At 59.3% G+C, this 16,952-nt stretch carries 11 protein-coding genes and 1 tRNA gene; 3 read left to right on the top strand and 9 right to left on the bottom strand.

Annotated features, from left to right (window positions below):
* Nucleotides 1-15 precede the first annotated feature (15 nt).
* The gene (coaE, locus tag I6E60_RS08460) at nucleotides 16-633 is read right to left on the bottom strand and encodes a dephospho-CoA kinase (protein ID WP_197179695.1); all 618 of its coding nucleotides are present in this window, start codon (nucleotides 631-633) and stop codon (nucleotides 16-18) included.
* Between the two features lie 39 nt (nucleotides 634-672).
* On the opposite strand from coaE, the gene I6E60_RS08455 reads away from it, so the two are divergent.
* Nucleotides 673-1,263 (top strand): DUF4126 domain-containing protein, encoded by a 591-nt coding sequence (locus tag I6E60_RS08455; RefSeq protein ID WP_197179693.1) that lies wholly within the window; start codon nucleotides 673-675, stop codon nucleotides 1,261-1,263.
* Nucleotides 1,264-1,432: 169 nt separating this feature from the next.
* Here I6E60_RS08455 and rpsA read toward each other — a convergent pair whose 3' ends face one another.
* The 4 genes from rpsA to polA all read right to left on the bottom strand — a co-directional run bounded on the left by rpsA (nucleotide 1,433) and on the right by polA (nucleotide 7,897).
* On the bottom strand, nucleotides 1,433-2,899 hold the full coding sequence (gene rpsA, locus I6E60_RS08450; RefSeq protein WP_197124668.1) for a 30S ribosomal protein S1: 1,467 nt from the start codon (nucleotides 2,897-2,899) through the stop codon (nucleotides 1,433-1,435).
* Nucleotides 2,900-3,123: 224 nt separating this feature from the next.
* Nucleotides 3,124-4,836, bottom strand: a complete 1,713-nt coding sequence (locus tag I6E60_RS08445; RefSeq protein WP_197179691.1) for a DUF885 domain-containing protein — start codon at nucleotides 4,834-4,836, stop codon at nucleotides 3,124-3,126.
* Between the two features lie 92 nt (nucleotides 4,837-4,928).
* Nucleotides 4,929-5,198 (bottom strand): HPr family phosphocarrier protein, encoded by a 270-nt coding sequence (locus tag I6E60_RS08440; protein ID WP_197179689.1) that lies wholly within the window; start codon nucleotides 5,196-5,198, stop codon nucleotides 4,929-4,931.
* A gap of 50 nt (nucleotides 5,199-5,248) precedes the next feature.
* Entirely contained in the window at nucleotides 5,249-7,897 is a 2,649-nt protein-coding gene (polA, locus tag I6E60_RS08435; RefSeq protein ID WP_231601169.1) for a DNA polymerase I, read from the bottom strand.
* A gap of 87 nt (nucleotides 7,898-7,984) precedes the next feature.
* Here polA and I6E60_RS08430 point away from each other — a divergent pair, with 87 nt between their 5' ends.
* On the top strand, nucleotides 7,985-8,416 hold the full coding sequence (locus I6E60_RS08430; RefSeq protein WP_197124660.1) for a PaaI family thioesterase: 432 nt from the start codon (nucleotides 7,985-7,987) through the stop codon (nucleotides 8,414-8,416).
* Between the two features lie 86 nt (nucleotides 8,417-8,502).
* Here the strand turns inward: I6E60_RS08430 and I6E60_RS08425 are convergent, their stop codons facing one another.
* Nucleotides 8,503-9,108: an ANTAR domain-containing response regulator gene (locus tag I6E60_RS08425; RefSeq protein ID WP_197124658.1), complete on the bottom strand. Its 606-nt coding sequence runs from the start codon at nucleotides 9,106-9,108 to the stop codon at nucleotides 8,503-8,505.
* A gap of 39 nt (nucleotides 9,109-9,147) precedes the next feature.
* On the opposite strand from I6E60_RS08425, the gene I6E60_RS08420 reads away from it, so the two are divergent.
* Nucleotides 9,148-9,230: transfer RNA gene (locus tag I6E60_RS08420), tRNA-Leu, on the top strand.
* 172 nt (nucleotides 9,231-9,402) lie between these two features.
* Here I6E60_RS08420 and pyk read toward each other — a convergent pair.
* The 3 genes from pyk to gltB all read right to left on the bottom strand — a co-directional run bounded on the left by pyk (nucleotide 9,403) and on the right by gltB (nucleotide 16,949).
* Entirely contained in the window at nucleotides 9,403-10,848 is a 1,446-nt protein-coding gene (gene pyk / locus I6E60_RS08415) for a pyruvate kinase (RefSeq protein ID WP_197154377.1), read from the bottom strand.
* 76 nt (nucleotides 10,849-10,924) lie between these two features.
* On the bottom strand, nucleotides 10,925-12,382 hold the full coding sequence (locus I6E60_RS08410) for a glutamate synthase subunit beta (RefSeq protein WP_197154378.1): 1,458 nt from the start codon (nucleotides 12,380-12,382) through the stop codon (nucleotides 10,925-10,927).
* Nucleotides 12,375-16,949: a glutamate synthase large subunit gene (gltB, locus tag I6E60_RS08405; RefSeq protein ID WP_197179686.1), complete on the bottom strand. Its 4,575-nt coding sequence runs from the start codon at nucleotides 16,947-16,949 to the stop codon at nucleotides 12,375-12,377. Before gltB ends, I6E60_RS08410 begins: the two co-directional genes overlap by 8 nt.
* Nucleotides 16,950-16,952: the final 3 nt, after the last annotated feature.

Raw genomic sequence — 16,952 nt, 5'->3', positions numbered from 1 at the left:
TCGCTAGGCCAACGCTTAGCGCGAACTCACTACTTGGTCGCGAAGCAACTGCCACACGGCGTCAGCGTGACGTTCTGTATCCGCCAACTCAGCTCCAGAATCCACGACGAAGTCGGCCACCGCTCTACGATCGGCGCTCGACGCTTGAGACGCGACGCGCCCTTCTGCCTCGCTACGCGGCATATTGCGGTGCTCGATCAAACGCTGAATGCGAGTTTCTGGATCAGCCTCAACCGTCACTACTGCCGAGAACTTATCAACGGGTTGCCCTGACTCCACCAGTAAGGGGATGTCGTACACAATCAGCGCCTCAGGGTCACGATCGTAGGCGGCCGCGAAACGTCGCTGGGCGAGCCGACTGATCGCCGGATGGGTGATGCTGTTTAGAGCCTGACGGGCATCCGAGTCACCAAAAACGATACTGCCGAGAGCTTGGCGGTTGAGAGATCCATCGTCGTGCAGGACGTCTACGCCAAAACGATCGACGATCGCGGCCAACGCCGGGGAGGCTGGCTCCACTACTTCGCGGGCGAGAGCATCCGCGTCGACGACGACAGCCCCGTGTTCGGCCCACCGCTTAGCTACAGTCGACTTTCCCGAAGCAATCCCACCGGTGAGCGCTATCAAGTGCATTCCTCAATGCTAACCTCAGCGTGTCGAAAGGGAGAGCGGATGTTCGAAGTACTCACCGGCAGCGGCCTCGCCGTCGCGGCTGGCCTCAACGCCTATATTCCGCTTCTCATACTGGGCCTTGCCGGTCGCGTTTTCGACTTTGTAGAACTGCCCGCCGTATGGGCCTGGCTCGAAAACCCGTGGGTGATCGCCGTTCTCGGTGTGCTGCTCGTGCTTGAAGTCATCGCCGACAAAGTGCCCGTCGTGGATTCCGTCAACGATTGGATTCAGACCATCGTGCGTCCCGCAGCAGGCGGCATTGCCTTCGGCACGGGCTCCGCCTCTGAGACAGCAGTGGTCACTGATCCAGCATCATTCTTTACGTCAGATGCGTGGGTGCCCGTCGTCATCGGAATCATTCTCGCGTTCGGAACCCACGCCACCAAAATGGCTGCACGACCCGTGCTGAACGCCGCCACCGCCGGCGCGGCTGCCCCGGTTGTGAGCGCCGCAGAGGACATCAGTAGCGTTCTGCTCAGCCTGATGGCGCTTATTGTTCCTGTCATCGGAACGCTTGCCCTCATCGGACTCATCGCGTGGCTCGTTCTGCGAGTTCGACGAGCGCGACGCACCACAAAACGCCCAGCCTAGGCACAACGCACCAGGAACCCCAGCTCCGGCGCCGGCGCCGGCTCGTCAGCTGAGCAGAGATAGGCCCCGTCCGCTTGCGGTGCGATGATTCATCCGACGATCGTGGCTTGTTAACTGAGTGTGGCCAGCCTCCCGAAGGAGGCTGGCCACACTGTTCAGCTAAGTGTTACTAGTTGTTGCTCGAGAGCTTCTCACGCAGGGCGGCGAGAGTCTCGTCGTCTGCGAGCGTTCCCGCGCCTGCACTAGCTGCAGCGTCATCGTTGGAGAACGACGATGCTCCGGCGGGTGCACTGCTGATTGACTCTTCCTGAATCGCGGCAGCAGCAACCTGCTTCTTGTGCTGTTCCCAACGCGCCTGGGCTGCAGCGTAGTCCTGCTCCCACTTCTCGCGCTGTGACTCGAAGCCGTCTTTCCACTCGTTGGTCTCGGGGTCGAAACCATCGGGGTACTTGTAGTTGCCCTGGTCGTCGTACTCGGTGAGCATTCCGTAGAGCGCCGGGTCGAACTCGGTACCCTCGGGGTCAACGCCCTCGTTAGCCTGCTTGAGGCTAAGCGAGATGCGACGACGCTCGAGGTCGATGTCGATGACCTTGACGAATACTTCGTCGCCAACCGAAACGACCTGCTCGGCGAGTTCAACGTGCTTACCCGAAAGCTCGGAGATGTGCACGAGGCCCTCGATGCCGTCTGCGACGCGAACGAACGCACCGAACGGAACGAGCTTGGTGACCTTACCGGGAGCAACCTGACCGATTGCGTGGGTGCGGGCGAATACCTGCCACGGGTCTTCCTGCGTTGCCTTGAGCGACAGCGACACGCGCTCGCGCTCGAGGTCAACCTCAAGAATTTCAACCGTAACTTCCTGGCCAACTTCAACAACTTCTGAAGCGTGCTCGATGTGCTTCCACGAGAGCTCAGAAACGTGGACGAGGCCGTCTACGCCACCAAGGTCAACGAATGCACCGAAGTTGACGATCGACGACACGACACCCTTGCGAACCTGGCCCTTGGCGAGGTTGTTGAGGAACGAAGTGCGGCTAGCCGACTGCGTCTCCTCGAGGAGTGCGCGGCGCGACAGAACAACGTTGTTGCGGTTCTTGTCGAGCTCGAGGATCTTGGCTTCGATCTCCTGGCCGAGGTACGGCGTGAGGTCACGAACGCGGCGAAGCTCGATGAGCGATGCGGGGAGGAATCCACGAAGTCCGATGTCGACGATGAGTCCACCCTTGACAACCTCGATGACCGAACCGGTGACAACGCCATCCGATTCCTTGATCTTCTCGACGTCGCCCCAAGCACGCTCGTACTGTGCGCGCTTCTTGGACAGGATGAGACGGCCTTCTTTGTCTTCCTTCTGGAGAACGAGGGCCTCAACGGTGTCACCAACGTTGACAACCTCAGTGGGGTCAACGTCGTGCTTGATGGAAAGTTCACGAGAGGGGATAACACCCTCAGTCTTGTAACCGACGTCGAGGAGAACCTCGTCACGGTCGATCTTGACGACGGTACCTTCGATAAGGTCACCATCGTTGAAGAACTTCAGCGTCTTTTCGACTGCGGCGAGGAAATCTTCAGCAGATCCGATGTCATTGATGGCGACCTGCTTGGGTGCCTTGTCAGTCGTTGCGATTGTCATGTAGTAGTTGCTCCGGTATGGGTCACGCTTCGAAAAGCGCATAATTGGGCCGACGGCGAAATGAATCTGTGTGCTCGCCGTAGGCAGGCGAATAAGAAGTCACGAATGCGACACTCCAGCCTAGCGCTTCGACGCCACTAAAACCAACCACTAATCCGCCGTGTTTCGCGGTATTTCGGCGGGTTGAGGTCTCTCGCCATCACACGCTAGAGACCTGTCAAACGTTAGCTCGCGGCGTAGGGAGCCAGAAGAGCCGAGCGCAAGGTATCTAGCCCCACCCCACCCACGTTCAGCGCACGGCGGTGGAACTCCCGAAGCGAGAAGTCAGCACCCTCGATAGCGCGGCATTCGTCACGCAACTGCTCCCAGATGCGCTGCCCCACCTTGTACGACGGTGCCTGTCCCGGCCAACCGAAATAACGGTTCACTTCGAAGCGAACGTTGGCGGGATCCAGCGTGACGTTATTGGTCATGAAGTCGAGAGCGTAATCCCAATCCCAGACACCCGAACCGGTGAGTTTGGGCTTGCCGAGATGAACACCGATGTCGAGAACGACGCGGGCCGCGCGCATCCGCTGACCATCAAGCATTCCAAGGCGATTTGCCGGGTCATCGAGGAAACCAAGATCAGCCATGAGGCGCTCAGCATAAAGCGCCCAGCCCTCGGCGTGTCCAGACGTGCCCGACAGTTGCCGACGGTAGGTATTCAGCTGATCGCGGTTATAGACAGCTTGGGCGATCTGAAGGTGATGCCCGGGGACGCCCTCGTGATAAACGGTCGTTGCCTCACGCCACGTCGTGAACTCCGTGACCGACTCGGGCACCGACCACCACATGCGACCAGGACGCGAAAAGTCGTCACTCGGGCCCGTGTAGTAGATGATCCCGTCGTGCGTGGGTGCGATCATGCACTCCAACGCGCGCATCGGCTCCGCGATGTCGAAGTGTGTGCCAGCCAACGCTTCGATGGCTTCGTCGCTGAGCTTCTGCATCCATTTCTGCAGGGCATCGGTGCCGTGCAGCGTTCGCGAAGGGTCAGAGTCAAGAAGCTCGATTGCTTCGGCGATGGATGCTCCCGGCTTGATCTCGTTCGCGATCTGCTTTTGCTCGGCAGTCATGCGCGCCAGTTCCTCAATCCCCCACTCATAGGTTTCATCGAGGTCGACCGTGGCACCGAGGAAGCGCTGAGACTGCAACGCGTAGAGTTCGCGGCCAAAAGCATCCTGAGGCGTCGCCCGCGGAGCAAGCTCGTCACTCAGAAAACGCTCAAGTTTCTGATAGCTGGATGCCGCAAGAGCAGCCCCGTCAGCCAAGGCTGATTGGAGAGCGCTGTCGCCGCCCACAGCCTCAGCTTGCGCAATGAATGACTCGAAGAATCCTCCGGGTGCTGAGATTTGGCGGGCTTGCGCAACAACTTCCGCAACCTGACGCTGCGCAGGCACCACTGCCCCATCAATACCGTGACGAAGAGTCGCGATGTAGCCATTGATCGCCTCCGGAATATTGTGCAGGCGCTCCGCAATCACAGACCAGTCTTCGCTGGATGCGGTCGGCATGAGATCGAGAACGCCACGAATCTCCTGGGCGGGACTCGCCAAATTATTGAGATCACGCTTCCACAATTGCGCGGCATCGGACTCTAGATCTAGCTTCAGAGTGGAAACCATGTCCGACTTTGTGACGAGGTCGACGTCGTCCATGACTGGCGCAGCTTCTAGCCGAGCAAGAATTTCCCTGGTCGACGCCACAACGTGAGCATGCCCTTCGGGCGAATAGTCGGCATACCCCGAGTGCTGTCCCGGCGAACCGATGTAAGTTCCGATGGTTGGATCAAGTTCAACCAGAGTGGTGACCCATTCCTCAGCAATCGCATCGAGCGGAGTAGCCTGGCGCCCCGAGGGTGCGGCAGCTGAAGTAGAGGGCGTCATATCGGACATCGTTGTCTGGCTCCTTGATTGATCGTCGGGAATTGATCGTCGGGAATTGATTGTCGGGAATTGATGGGGCGGGAATTCGCCCCGGGGTCGCGCTAGGGATTATCGAGTTCGCGGCCGAGCAACTCGGCGAGAGACGCCAGCACGGTCTCGGCCCCCTCATCGTCGGAGCTGAGCGTGATGACATCCTGATAGCCGATGCCCATCGCGAGCACGCCGAGGATGCTGCCAGCGTTGATCGTGGAGCCCGAGGCATCCGTCAGCATCACCGTGAACCCACACTCTGCGACGGCATGAGCGAACACCGAAGCGGGACGCGCGTGCAGCCCGACGCGTGAACCGATCACTACCGTTGTGCTACTCACCGCTGCTCCTTTATGGGGTGCTCTGAGAGTGGATGCCGAACGGTGCGAGCCTAATGTGCGGCGGAATCCCAGTTGTGGCCGGTGCCGATCTGCACATCAAGCGGAACCGACAGGGTCGCAGCCCCTGACATTCGCTCATGAACAATAGTAGTCATTCGGTCGAGCTCGCCTCCAGCGATTTCGAAGACCAATTCGTCGTGAACCTGAAGCAGCATGCGTGACTTCAGACCTTCATCGCGGATGTCGCCATCGATCTGGAGCATCGCGCGCTTGAGGATGTCTGCGGCCGAGCCTTGAATTGGCGAGTTGAGCGCTTGGCGTTCCGCGTTATCCCGAAGCACACGGTTCTTCGATGTGAGATCTCCAAATGGCCGACGACGACCGAAAATGGTAGTGGTGTACCCATCTACCCGCGCCTGTTCGACAACGTTACGCAGGTAATCGCGAACGGCCCCGAAACGGGCGAAGTAGTCCGTCATGAGTGCTTTTGCCTCGCTCGTTTCAATGCGAAGTTGCTTGCTGAGGCCAAAAGCACTCAGACCATAGGCCAAGCCATAGGACATCGCCTTGACCTTGGTGCGCATCTCGGGAGTGACATCGGCTGGCTCAACGCCGAAAATGCGCGAACCGACGAACCGGTGAAGGTCCTCCCCCTCGTTGAAGGCTTGGATGAGCCCTTCATCGCCCGAGAGGTGCGCCATGATGCGCATCTCGATCTGCGAATAGTCCGCGGTGAGGAGCGTGTCATATCCTTCGCCAGCCTCGAAAGCCGCACGAATCTGGCGCCCTGTAGCGGTCTTGACCGGGACGTTTTGCAGGTTGGGATCGTTCGAGGCGATGCGCCCGGTGCTCGATCCCGCCTGCTCGTAGGTGGTGTGTACTCGGCCGGAGTCGTCGATCGCTTTCTCGATACCGGTGATGATCTGCACCAGCTTGGTGGCATCGCGGTGCTGCAATAGCAGGTCGAGGAAAGGATGCGGTGCTTGCTCTTGGAGGTCAGCCAGGCTCGCGGCATCCGTGGAAAAGCCTGTCTTGTTGGCACGAGTCTTCGGCATCTCGAGCTGCGTGAAGAGAACCTCTTGCAATTGCTTCGGGCTGCCCAGATTGATTTCGCGACCGATGACCTCAAACGCGTTACGGGCGACGTCGGCGGCTGTGGTGCTGAGCGAACTGCTGAGATCGGCCAACAGCTGGCGATTGACCGCAATGCCCGTGCGTTCCATCTGAGCAAACACCGGCACAAGAGGCATTTCAATATCGGTGAGCACTCCTAGCGAGCCCTCATCCAAGCGCCCCGCAAGATACGCCGCAAGACGCACGACGTACCACGACTTGGTCGCAGGGCTGAGTTCTTCTGTCTCCGGAACAAGTTGATTCGGATCGCCCTGTTCGATCGTTTCGCCAAGATAGTTGTAGACCTGAGTCTCGAGCTCTTCAGGCTTGCCACCCGGCTTCAGGAGCCACGCTGCGAGCGTGGTGTCAAACGCAACGCCTGCAACAGTGAGGCCACTGTTGGCGGCGATCTTAAGCTGAACCTTGGCGGAGTGCATGTACTTGGGGGCGTCGCTCGCGAGCCACTTCGTAAGCGCGTCATAATCGGGGCGATCGGCTGCCCACGGCACGAAGGCCGTCTCAGCGACTGTCGCGAGGCCTAGCCCGGTGACAACGCCATCGACGCTGGCGATCGTAAGCCCCAACGGTGTCGTGTTGCCGTTGCTGTTAGTGGCGATCCACTTAGCGAGCTCTTCGTCGACCATCGTGCGCACCGCGGGAATGGCGGCGGCATCCTCAAGAACCGTAGCGGTCGACGACGACGGAGCATCGCTGCCCGCTTCGGCACCAGAAATCTTCATCACGCGCTGCAAGAGCGTCTTGAACTGAAGACGATCGAACACCTCACGTACAGCAGTCTCGTCGATTGCGCGGCGATCGAGATCGCCGACATTCACCGGAAGCTCGACATCGGTGAGCAAGTGGTTGAGCTTGCGGTTGCGAACGGGACGATCGATCTGATCGCGAAGGTTCTGGCCTACAACGCCCTTGATCTCCTCGGCGTGAGCCAACACCTCGTCGAGAGAGCCGTAAAGGTTGATCCACTTGACTGCAGTCTTCTCCCCCACCTTGTCGACGCCGATGAGGTTGTCGCTGGTTTCGCCAACAAGTGCTGCGACATCCGGATACTGGTGAGGCTCAATGCCATACCGCTCGAAAACGGCGTCACGGTCGTAGCGTTTGAGTTCGGAGACGCCGCGAGCATTCGGATACAGCAGGGTGACGTTGTCGTTGACCATCTGAATGGCATCGCGGTCACCGGAGACCACGAGAACGCGGAAGCCGTTCTCTGAGCCCTCGTGTGCCAGCGTGGCGAGGATGTCGTCAGCCTCGTAGTCTTCTTTGCTCAGAGTTTGGATTCCCATGGCTTTGAGCGCTTCTTCAAGCAGCGGGATCTGCCCCACGAATTCCACAGGAGTCTCGCCGCGCGTTCCCTTGTACTCGGGATACTCCCGGGTGCGGAATGAATACCGCGAAATATCGAAGGCAACGGCCAAATGCGTAGGTTTCTCGTTCTGTAACAGAGAAATCAGCATCGACAAGAAACCGTGGATGGCATTGGTGTGCTGCCCATCGCGGTTCTGAAAACTGTCGACGGGGAGCGCATAAAAGGCTCGGAAGGCCAGCGAGTGGCCGTCAATGATCATAAGAGTAGGCTTTTGGGAATCCGACACGCAGCCAGCCTAGCCGCGGCTGCCGACAGCGGAAACGGCCTAACGCGAAGGACACCCTCTGTGAAGTACCCCGACGACCTCGATCCCGAACTATTTGCACGACTTGTCGAGTCGGGAGGCGGTTCGCTCACACGCAAAATGGGTATTGAGTTTCTCGAACTTGGCGCTGAACGATCCGTGGCAACGATGCCGGTTGAAGGCAATACGCAAGTAATCGGCATCCTGCACGGAGGCGCACACGTTGTGCTCGGAGAATCCCTCGGATCAATCTCGTCGGCCATTCATGCCGGCCCTGGCCGAGTAGCCATGGGGATCGAAATCAACGCGACTCACAGCCGCTCGGTGCGCTCCGGCATCGTGACGGCAACCTGCACAGCGATTGCTCTAGGGCGCACGCTGGCCACCCACGAAATCGTGATCCGTGACGAACAAGAGCGTCGGCTCTCGACGATCCGGATTACGAACATCCTGAAAGATCGCCCGGCAACGTAGCCGCTGGCGTGTCGAAGTGCCGCTGAGACTTCTCAACGGCAATTAGAGCGTTGCGCTGAGTCTCTGGGCCCTCGCCTAAGCGGGTGCTACTTCTTGGCGCTGAGCTGATCGATGATCGCCTGCGACACATCGTGCATCGTCAAACGACGGTCCATGGATGCCTTCTGAATCCAGCGGAAAGCGTCAGGCTCGCTGAGCCCCATCTTCTCGTTCAGCAGTCCCTTAGCGCGGTCAACGAGCTTGCGGGTCTCGAAACGCTCAACCAGGTCGCTCACTTCAGCCTCGAGAGTGAGGATCTGCGTGTAGCGGCTGAGAGCGATCTCGATGGCCGGGAGAAGATCGTTCGGAGTGAAGGGCTTGACCACGTAGGCCAGCGCTCCGGCCTCAGAAGCCCGCTCTACGAGTTCTTTCTGGCTAAAGGCAGTCAGCAGTACGACAGGCGCGATGTGGTTGGCGCTGAGGCGCTCCGCAGCTGAGATTCCGTCGAGTTGAGGCATCTTGACATCCATGATGACCAGATCCGGGCGAAGCTCGGTAGCGAGCGCAACAGCAGTCTCGCCGTCACCCGCTTCTCCGACAACCTCGTAGCCGGCATCCCGCAGGATTTCGACAATGTCCATGCGGATGAGCGACTCATCTTCGGCAACGACAACGCGGCGGGGAGCATTTTGATTGGTGTTTTGGTCAGTCACAAGTGCAAGCCTACGGTATTCTATTCAGCGTTGTAGTCAGCCGAATTGGCGGAATGGTAGACGCGGAGCACTCAAAATGCTTTGTTCGAAAGGACGTGTGGGTTCGAGTCCCACATTCGGCACAACGAATTGCTAAAAAAACCGGGCGCAACTCAGTTGCTCCCGGTTTCTTTAGTTAACCGAGCGGCCGTCGCTGCGCATGGGGCGACCCTTGAAACTTCCTAGTGTTAACAACAACACCGGCGCGGACCTCAAGGTCCGACGCCGGTGTTGTTGTTTTAGCTGGCTGAAAAGCTACTTAGCTGCCCATACAGGAGCCTTAGCGTTGATCGCATCACCGAGGATGTGCACGCGCAAATCGTTGGTCGAACCCGAGATTCCGGGAGGGGACCCTGAAATCACTACGACCTTGTCGCCGACCTGAGCGAGTTCTTGGCCGAGCAGAATTTCGTCTACTTGGCGGTACATCTCATCGGTGTGGGTTACGCGGTCAACGATGAAGGACTCGATGCCCCAAATCAGCGACATTCGACGCTGAATTTCAGGACTCGGCGTGAACGCCTTCATGGGGATACGGAAACGCAAGCGCGACATCCGGCGAGCCGAGTCTCCGGACTCGGTGAAGACACAGACGAACTTGGCTTCGACGAACGTCGCAACCTCTGCCGCGGCGAGCGTGATAGCGCCACCCTGAGTCTTCGGCTTCGTGCCGAGTTCGGGGATACGGTCAAGACCGTGCTCTTCCGTAGAGGCGACGATCTTTGCCATGGTCTGAACCGTGATGACGGGGTACTCCCCCACGCTGGTCTCGCCACTGAGCATGACGGCGTCTGCACCATCGAGGATGGCGTTCGCAACGTCAGAAGTCTCAGCGCGCGTCGGCACTGGGCTGGAAATCATGGACTCGAGCATCTGAGTAGCAACAATGACCGGCTTCGCCATACGACGTGCAAGTTCGACGGTGCGCTTCTGCACGATCGGAACGGCCTCGAGAGGAAGCTCTACGCCGAGGTCACCGCGGGCGACCATGATGGCGTCAAACGCATCGATAATGGCTTCGAGGTGATCGACAGCCTGCGGCTTCTCGATCTTCGCGATGACGGGAATGCGACGGCCTTCTTCATCCATGATCTCGTGAACGCGAACGATGTCTTCCGCGTTGCGCACGAACGAGAGTGCAATCAGGTCTGCACCGAGCTTGAGGCCCCAGCGCAGGTCGTCTTCATCCTTCTCAGAGAGTGCGGGAACATTGACCGCAACACCGGGAAGGTTGATGCCCTTGTTGTTGGACACAGCACCGGCAACGACTACCTCAGTCGTGACGACGGTATCCGTAGCGCTGACGACCTTGACCTTGACCTTGCCATCATCGATCAGCAGGAAATCACCAGGGGCGACGTCCTGAGGAAGACCCTTGAACGTCGTGCCACAGATCTCGCGGTTACCCACGATGTCGTCGATCGTGATCTTGAAGATATCGCCGACCGCGAGGTCGTACGGACCGTCCTCGAACTTGCCGAGACGAATCTTGGGACCCTGAAGGTCAACCATCACCGCTACTGGCTTGCCAGCATCCTCAGCGGCGCGACGAACGTTCGCGTACACCTCTTCGTGGACGGCATAGCTTCCATGGCTGAGGTTCATCCGAGCAACATCGACACCTGCATCGATGATTGCCCTGATGTTCTCGTAGCTCGACGTAGCCGGGCCGAGTGTCGCGACGATTTTTGCGCGTCTCATAACTTCCTTTGACGGGTTAGTGGTGGTGGTGGTGGTGGTGGTGGTGGTGGTGGTGGTGGTGGTAGTAGTGGAGCTTCTAGAGGGTCATACCGCGATCGTCCGGACGGACGGGGAACGGCAACAGCGTCTCCCCTTCAAGATAGCGATCTACAGCGGATGCCGCAGCCCGGCCTTCGGCGATCGCCCAGACGATAAGCGACTGCCCACGGCCAGCATCTCCGACAACGTATACGCCGGGGGTTGCGGTCTCGTAGCTTTCATCGCGAGTCAAGTTGCCTCGCGCATCCGCCTCAAGAGGAAGTTGACGAGAAAGCGTCTCTGTTTCCGGACCGGTGAAGCCCAGTGCGAGAAGAACCAGGTCGGCAGGAATCTCCCGCTCGGTTCCAGCCTTGGGAACTCGACGGCCGTCGAGGAACTCGGTCTCAGCGACACGAATCGCGCGAACTTCGCCGACAGAGTTTGTCAAGAACTCCACCGTCGACGCAAGGTATTCACGCTCGCCGCCCTCTTCGTGGGCACTCGACACCTCGAACAGCGTCGGAGTCAATGGCCACGGCTGGTGTTCCGGACGCTCCGAGGGAGGCTGCACGCCGATCGCAAGGTTTGTGACAGACAGTGCACCCTGACGGTGCGCGGTGCCGATGCAATCAGCACCGGTGTCTCCACCACCGAGCACGACGACGTGCTTGCCTTCTGCGGTGACCTGCTCGCTCACGGTGTCACCGGCAACGGCACGGTTCGACTGAACGAGATATTCCATGGCGAAATGAACGCCAAGTGCATCACGGCCAGGAATGGGAAGGTCGCGCGGAACGGTGGAGCCAGTAGCGACTACGACAGCGTCATAGCGCGTACGAAGATCGCTCCACGAAATGTCGACGCCGATGTTGACGCCGGCACGGAAACGAGTTCCTTCTGCCTGCATCTGAGCTAACCGCAACTCGATGTGGCGTTTTTCCATCTTGAAATCGGGGATGCCATAGCGCAGCAGTCCGCCGATGCGGTCTTCACGTTCAAAGACGGCGACGGTGTGACCTGCACGCGTCAGTTGCTGGGCTGCGGCAAGACCAGCAGGTCCTGAGCCAACGACCGCTACAGTCTTGCCGGTCAACCGTCCAGGAGGATGCGGCGTGACGTTGCCATCAGCAAACGCCTGATCAATGATCGATACCTCGATCTGCTTGATCGTGACGGCAGGCTGGTTGATTCCCAGCACACACGAGCTCTCACACGGTGCTGGACACAACCGGCCCGTGAACTCCGGGAAGTTATTGGTCGCGTGGAGGCGCTCAATTGCTTCAGCGCTCTCCCCACGACGCATCAGGTCGTTCCACTCTGGAATCAGGTTGCCGAGTGGGCAACCCTGATGACAGAACGGCACACCACAATCCATGCAACGACCGGCCTGACGAGCCAATTGGCCCGACTCCTGTTGCTCGTAGACCTCTTTGTAATCCATCAGCCGCAGGCTGACGGGGCGCCGCTTCGGCAATTCACGCTCTTGAACCTTGAGGAATCCCTTGGGATCAGCCACCGGTTACCTCCCTAATTCGAGCCCAGGTAACGTCCCCGTCGGGGTCGAGTCCCTCGGCTAATGCAGTCTCTCGAGTCTGGATGACAGCCGCGTAATCACGTGGGGTGACCTTCGTGAACTGGGCTGCCGTGGCATCCATATCGGCCAGCATGCCTTCGGCAACCACTGACCCGGTCTCTTCGAGATGACGTTCGAGGAGATCCTTGACGATCTCAATATCGGCGCCGCCAAGTCCGCTCAGCTGGAGTTCACCAGAGCTCAGCGAATCACTGTTGACGCGCTCTTCACGCAGCTGGTGGATGTAGGCGGTTCCGCCTGACATTCCAGCGCCGAGGTTGCGGCCTGTGGCACCCAAAATGAGCACGAGGCCACCGGTCATGTACTCCAAAGCATGGTCACCAACGCCCTCCGCGACGGCCGTGGCTCCCGAGTTGCGCACCATGAATCGTTCGCCGACCTTGCCGCGAATGAAGATGCTGCCGCTCGTAGCGCCATAACCGATAACGTTTCCGGCGATCACGTTGGTCTCCGCAGCAAACGTGCTCGTGAGGTCGGGGCGTACGACGACAGAACCGCCAGACAACCCCTTTCCGACGTAGTCATTGCTGTCGCCATAAAGCTTGATCGAAATACCGGCTGGCACGAAGGCGGCCAACGACTGACCAGCGGAACCGTGCAGAGTGATCGAGATCGTGTCGGCAGGCAAGCCGTGCTCACCGTGGCGCAACGTGACATGGTGACCGAGCATCGTGCCGACCGCTCGGTCAGTGTTGCGAACGCGAAGATCAATCGAGACCGGCTCTTTGCGTTCAAGAGCAGCCTCGCTCAGGGCAATCAACTGCTGGTCAAAGTGCTCAGCAAGCTCGTGGTCTTGTTCGACGCCGTGCGTGCGAGGCTCAGTGTCGCTGAACTCCGGACCATCGAACACAGGCGACAGGTCGAGACCGTCAGTCTTCCAGTGTGAAATAGCGCGGTTGACGTCGAGAATTTCGCTGTGCCCAATGGCTTCCTCAAGAGTGCGGAAACCGAGCTCAGCGAGGTATTCGCGAACTTCTTGAGCCAAGAACTCGAAGAAGTTGACGACGAACTCTGGCTTGCCGGTGAAACGCTCGCGAAGCTCGGGGTTTTGCGTGGCAACACCGACCGGGCACGTGTCGAGATGACACACACGCATGAGGATGCACCCAGAAACGACCAGAGGTGCGGTGGCGAAACCGTATTCTTCGGCTCCAAGGAGCGCACCAATGATGACGTCACGACCGGTCTTCATCTGACCGTCTACCTGCACCACAACGCGATCGCGCATGCCATTGAGCATGAGCGTCTGCTGCGTCTCAGCGAGACCGATTTCCCACGGCGTTCCGGCGTGCTTAAGCGAGTTGAGCGGGCTAGCACCCGTTCCGCCGTCGTGGCCAGACACCAGCACGACATCAGCCTTTGCCTTGGTGACACCGGCAGCAACAGCACCAATGCCCTTTTGGCTTACGAGCTTGACGTGCACACGCGCCGAAGGGTTCGAACGCTTGAGATCGAAGATCAATTGCTTAAGGTCTTCGATCGAATAGATGTCGTGATGCGGAGGCGGCGAAATGAGGCCGACGCCAGGAGTGCCATGACGAGTGCGCGCAATCCAGGGGTAAACCTTGCCCGCAGGAAGCTGGCCGCCCTCACCAGGCTTCGCTCCCTGAGCCATCTTGATCTGGATGTCGTCAGCGTGCGTCAAGTACATGCTCGTGACGCCAAAGCGACCGGATGCCACCTGCTTGATTGCACTGCGGCGAGTGGGATCAAGAAGTCGATCGACATCCTCCCCGCCCTCACCAGTGTTCGAGCGCGCGCCGAGCTGGTTCATAGCAATAGCGAGCGTTTCGTGCGCTTCCTTGCTAATCGATCCGTAGCTCATCGCACCGGTGCTGAAGCGCTTGACGATGCTCGAGATCGGTTCAACCTCGTCAATCGGAACCGGCGTGCGGTCCGTCATGTTGAACTTAAAGAGCCCGCGGAGGGTCATCAGCGCTTCGGCCTGCTCATCGACCTTCGAGGTGTACTCGCGGAAGATGTCATAGCGGCGCGTGCGAGTCGAGTGCTGCAGCTTGAAAACTGTCTCTGGATTGAAGAGATGGGGCGGGCCCTCGCGACGCCACTGGTACTCGCCACCCGTGTTGAGTCGTTCGTGAACCGTGGGCGCGCGGTCTTCGGGGTACGCCGCTACGTGGCGGGCAGCGTTCTCGCGGGCAATCGCGTCGAGACCGACTCCCCCCAAGATGCTCGTGGTTCCGGTGAAGTACTGGTCGACAAAGGCCTGCGACAAACCAACAGCTTCGAAAGCCTGAGCGCCAGCGTAGGAGCTGACAACAGAGATGCCCATTTTGGACATGATCTTCAGAACGCCCTTACCGAGAGCGGTGATCAGGTTGCGAACAGCCTTGTCGGGAGTGATGTCGGTGATCGTGCCATTACGCACGAGCTCTTCAGCTGACTCCATAGCGAGGTAGGGGTTGATGGCGGAAGCGCCATAACCCACTAGCAGCGCAACATGGTGAACTTCACGCACGTCGCCAGCTTCGACGATCATGCCGACCTTCATGCGCTCTTCTTGGCGGATGAGGTGGTGGTGAACCGTTGCCAGCATGAGCAACGAGGGAATCGGTGCCAAGTCCTTGTTGGAATCGCGGTCGGAGAGCACGATGAACTCTGCGCCGTCGGCAATAGCGGCGTCAGCTTCGGCGCACATCTCATCAAGACGCTTTTGCATCGCAGACGGACCAGCGTCCACTCGATAGAGACCCTTGATCGTGGTAGCCAAGCGGCTGCCCGGATGAGGCTCGATGTGCTGGATTTTCGCTAGCTCATCGTTGTCAATCACCGGGAACGCTAGCGCGACTTGCCTTGCGTGGTCTTGAGTTGCGCTGAGCAAGTTGCGCTGCGGGCCAACACCGAGGCGCATCGACGTAACGACGGCCTCTCGGATCGAGTCGAGCGGCGGATTCGTCACCTGAGCGAACTGCTGCGTGAAGTAGTCGAACAACAAGCGAGGTCGTTGAGACAGCACCGCAATAGGAGTATCGGAGCCCATCGCACCCAGCGGTTCGGCACCGAGTCGCGACATCGGCTCGATGAGAATGCGAACTTCTTCCTCGGTGTAGCCGAAGGTACGTTGGCGGCGCGTAACTGACGCCGGCGTGTGCACGATGTGTTCGCGTTCGGGAAGTTCTTCGAGAGCGATGCGACCGCTCTCAAGCCACTCAGCCCAGGGACGCGACGCAGCAAGCTCGGCCTTGATTTCATCATCTTCAATAAGACGACCGGCAGCCGTATCGACAAGGAACATCTTGCCCGGACGAAGCCGACCCTTGCGCACGACCTTCGTCGGCTCGATGTCGAAGACGCCAATCTCACTCGCCAACACGACAAGGCCGTCGTCGGTAACAAGGTAGCGACCGGGGCGGAGTCCATTGCGGTCGAGAGTCGCGCCTACGAGCGAACCGTCGGTGAAGACCAGGGCGGCGGGGCCATCCCACGGCTCCATAAGCATCGAGTGGTATTCGTAGAATGCACGGCGACGAGGATCGGTGTCGGTCTGGTTCTCATACGCTTCCGGAACCATCATCATCATGGCGTGCGGCAGCGGACGGCCAGCGAGGTTAAGAAGCTCAACAACTTCATCGAACGACGCCGAGTCGCTAGCGCCAGGCGTGTTGACCGGCAGAATGTCCTTGATGTCGCCAAAAACGGCAGATTCAAGCTGCGACTGGCGCGCGCGCATCCAGTTGCGGTTACCCTGCACCGTGTTAATCTCACCGTTATGCGCGACCATGCGGAACGGCTGCGCGAGCGGCCATGACGGGAACGTGTTGGTGGAATACCGCGAGTGCACGAGAGCGAGCTTCGAGGCAAAGCGTTCATCTGACAGGTCAGGATAGAACGGCTCGAGCTGCAGCGTCGTGACCATCCCCTTATAGGTAATGGTGCGGCACGACAGGGACGGGAAGTAGACGTGCAGATCCCGCTCCGCGCGCTTGCGCAAGCGGTAGGTCTGGCGATCAAGGTGGATGCCGCGAAGCGTGCCCTTGAGATCGACCCGCTTTGACTGCAGGAACAACTGCTCGAATGCCGGCATAGCGCCCCGTGCGAGCGAACCAAGCTCGCCCGGCTGGGTCGGCACGGTGCGCCATCCCAACACGGTGAGGTCTTCCTCTTCTGCCAGCTCTTCGATGCCACGCTTGACGTCATCACGAGCCACGCTGTCGAGCGGCAAAAACGCGATGCCGACGGCGTAGCGGCCTACAGAAGGCAGCTCGAAATCAACCACGTCACGGAAGAAAGCATCCGGGATCTGCGTCATGATGCCGGCACCGTCACCGGTGCCCGCATCGGACCCTACGGCCCCGCGGTGTTCGAGGTTGCGAAGCGCCTCGAGAGCGGTCGCAATAATGTCATGCCCTGGCGTGCCGCGAAGCGTCGCCACCATGGCAAGGCCACAGGCATCTTTCTCATTAGCTGGGTCATACATTCCCTGTGCTGCGGGAATGGAACCAAAGCGTTCAAAGGGTGGGGTAACAGCCATGCC

Source organism: Salinibacterium sp. SWN167 (assembly GCF_015864665.1).
In the GTDB taxonomy this organism is placed as follows: Bacteria; Actinomycetota; Actinomycetes; order Actinomycetales; family Microbacteriaceae; genus Rhodoglobus.
This window is presented reverse-complemented; position numbering and strand designations above follow the sequence as displayed.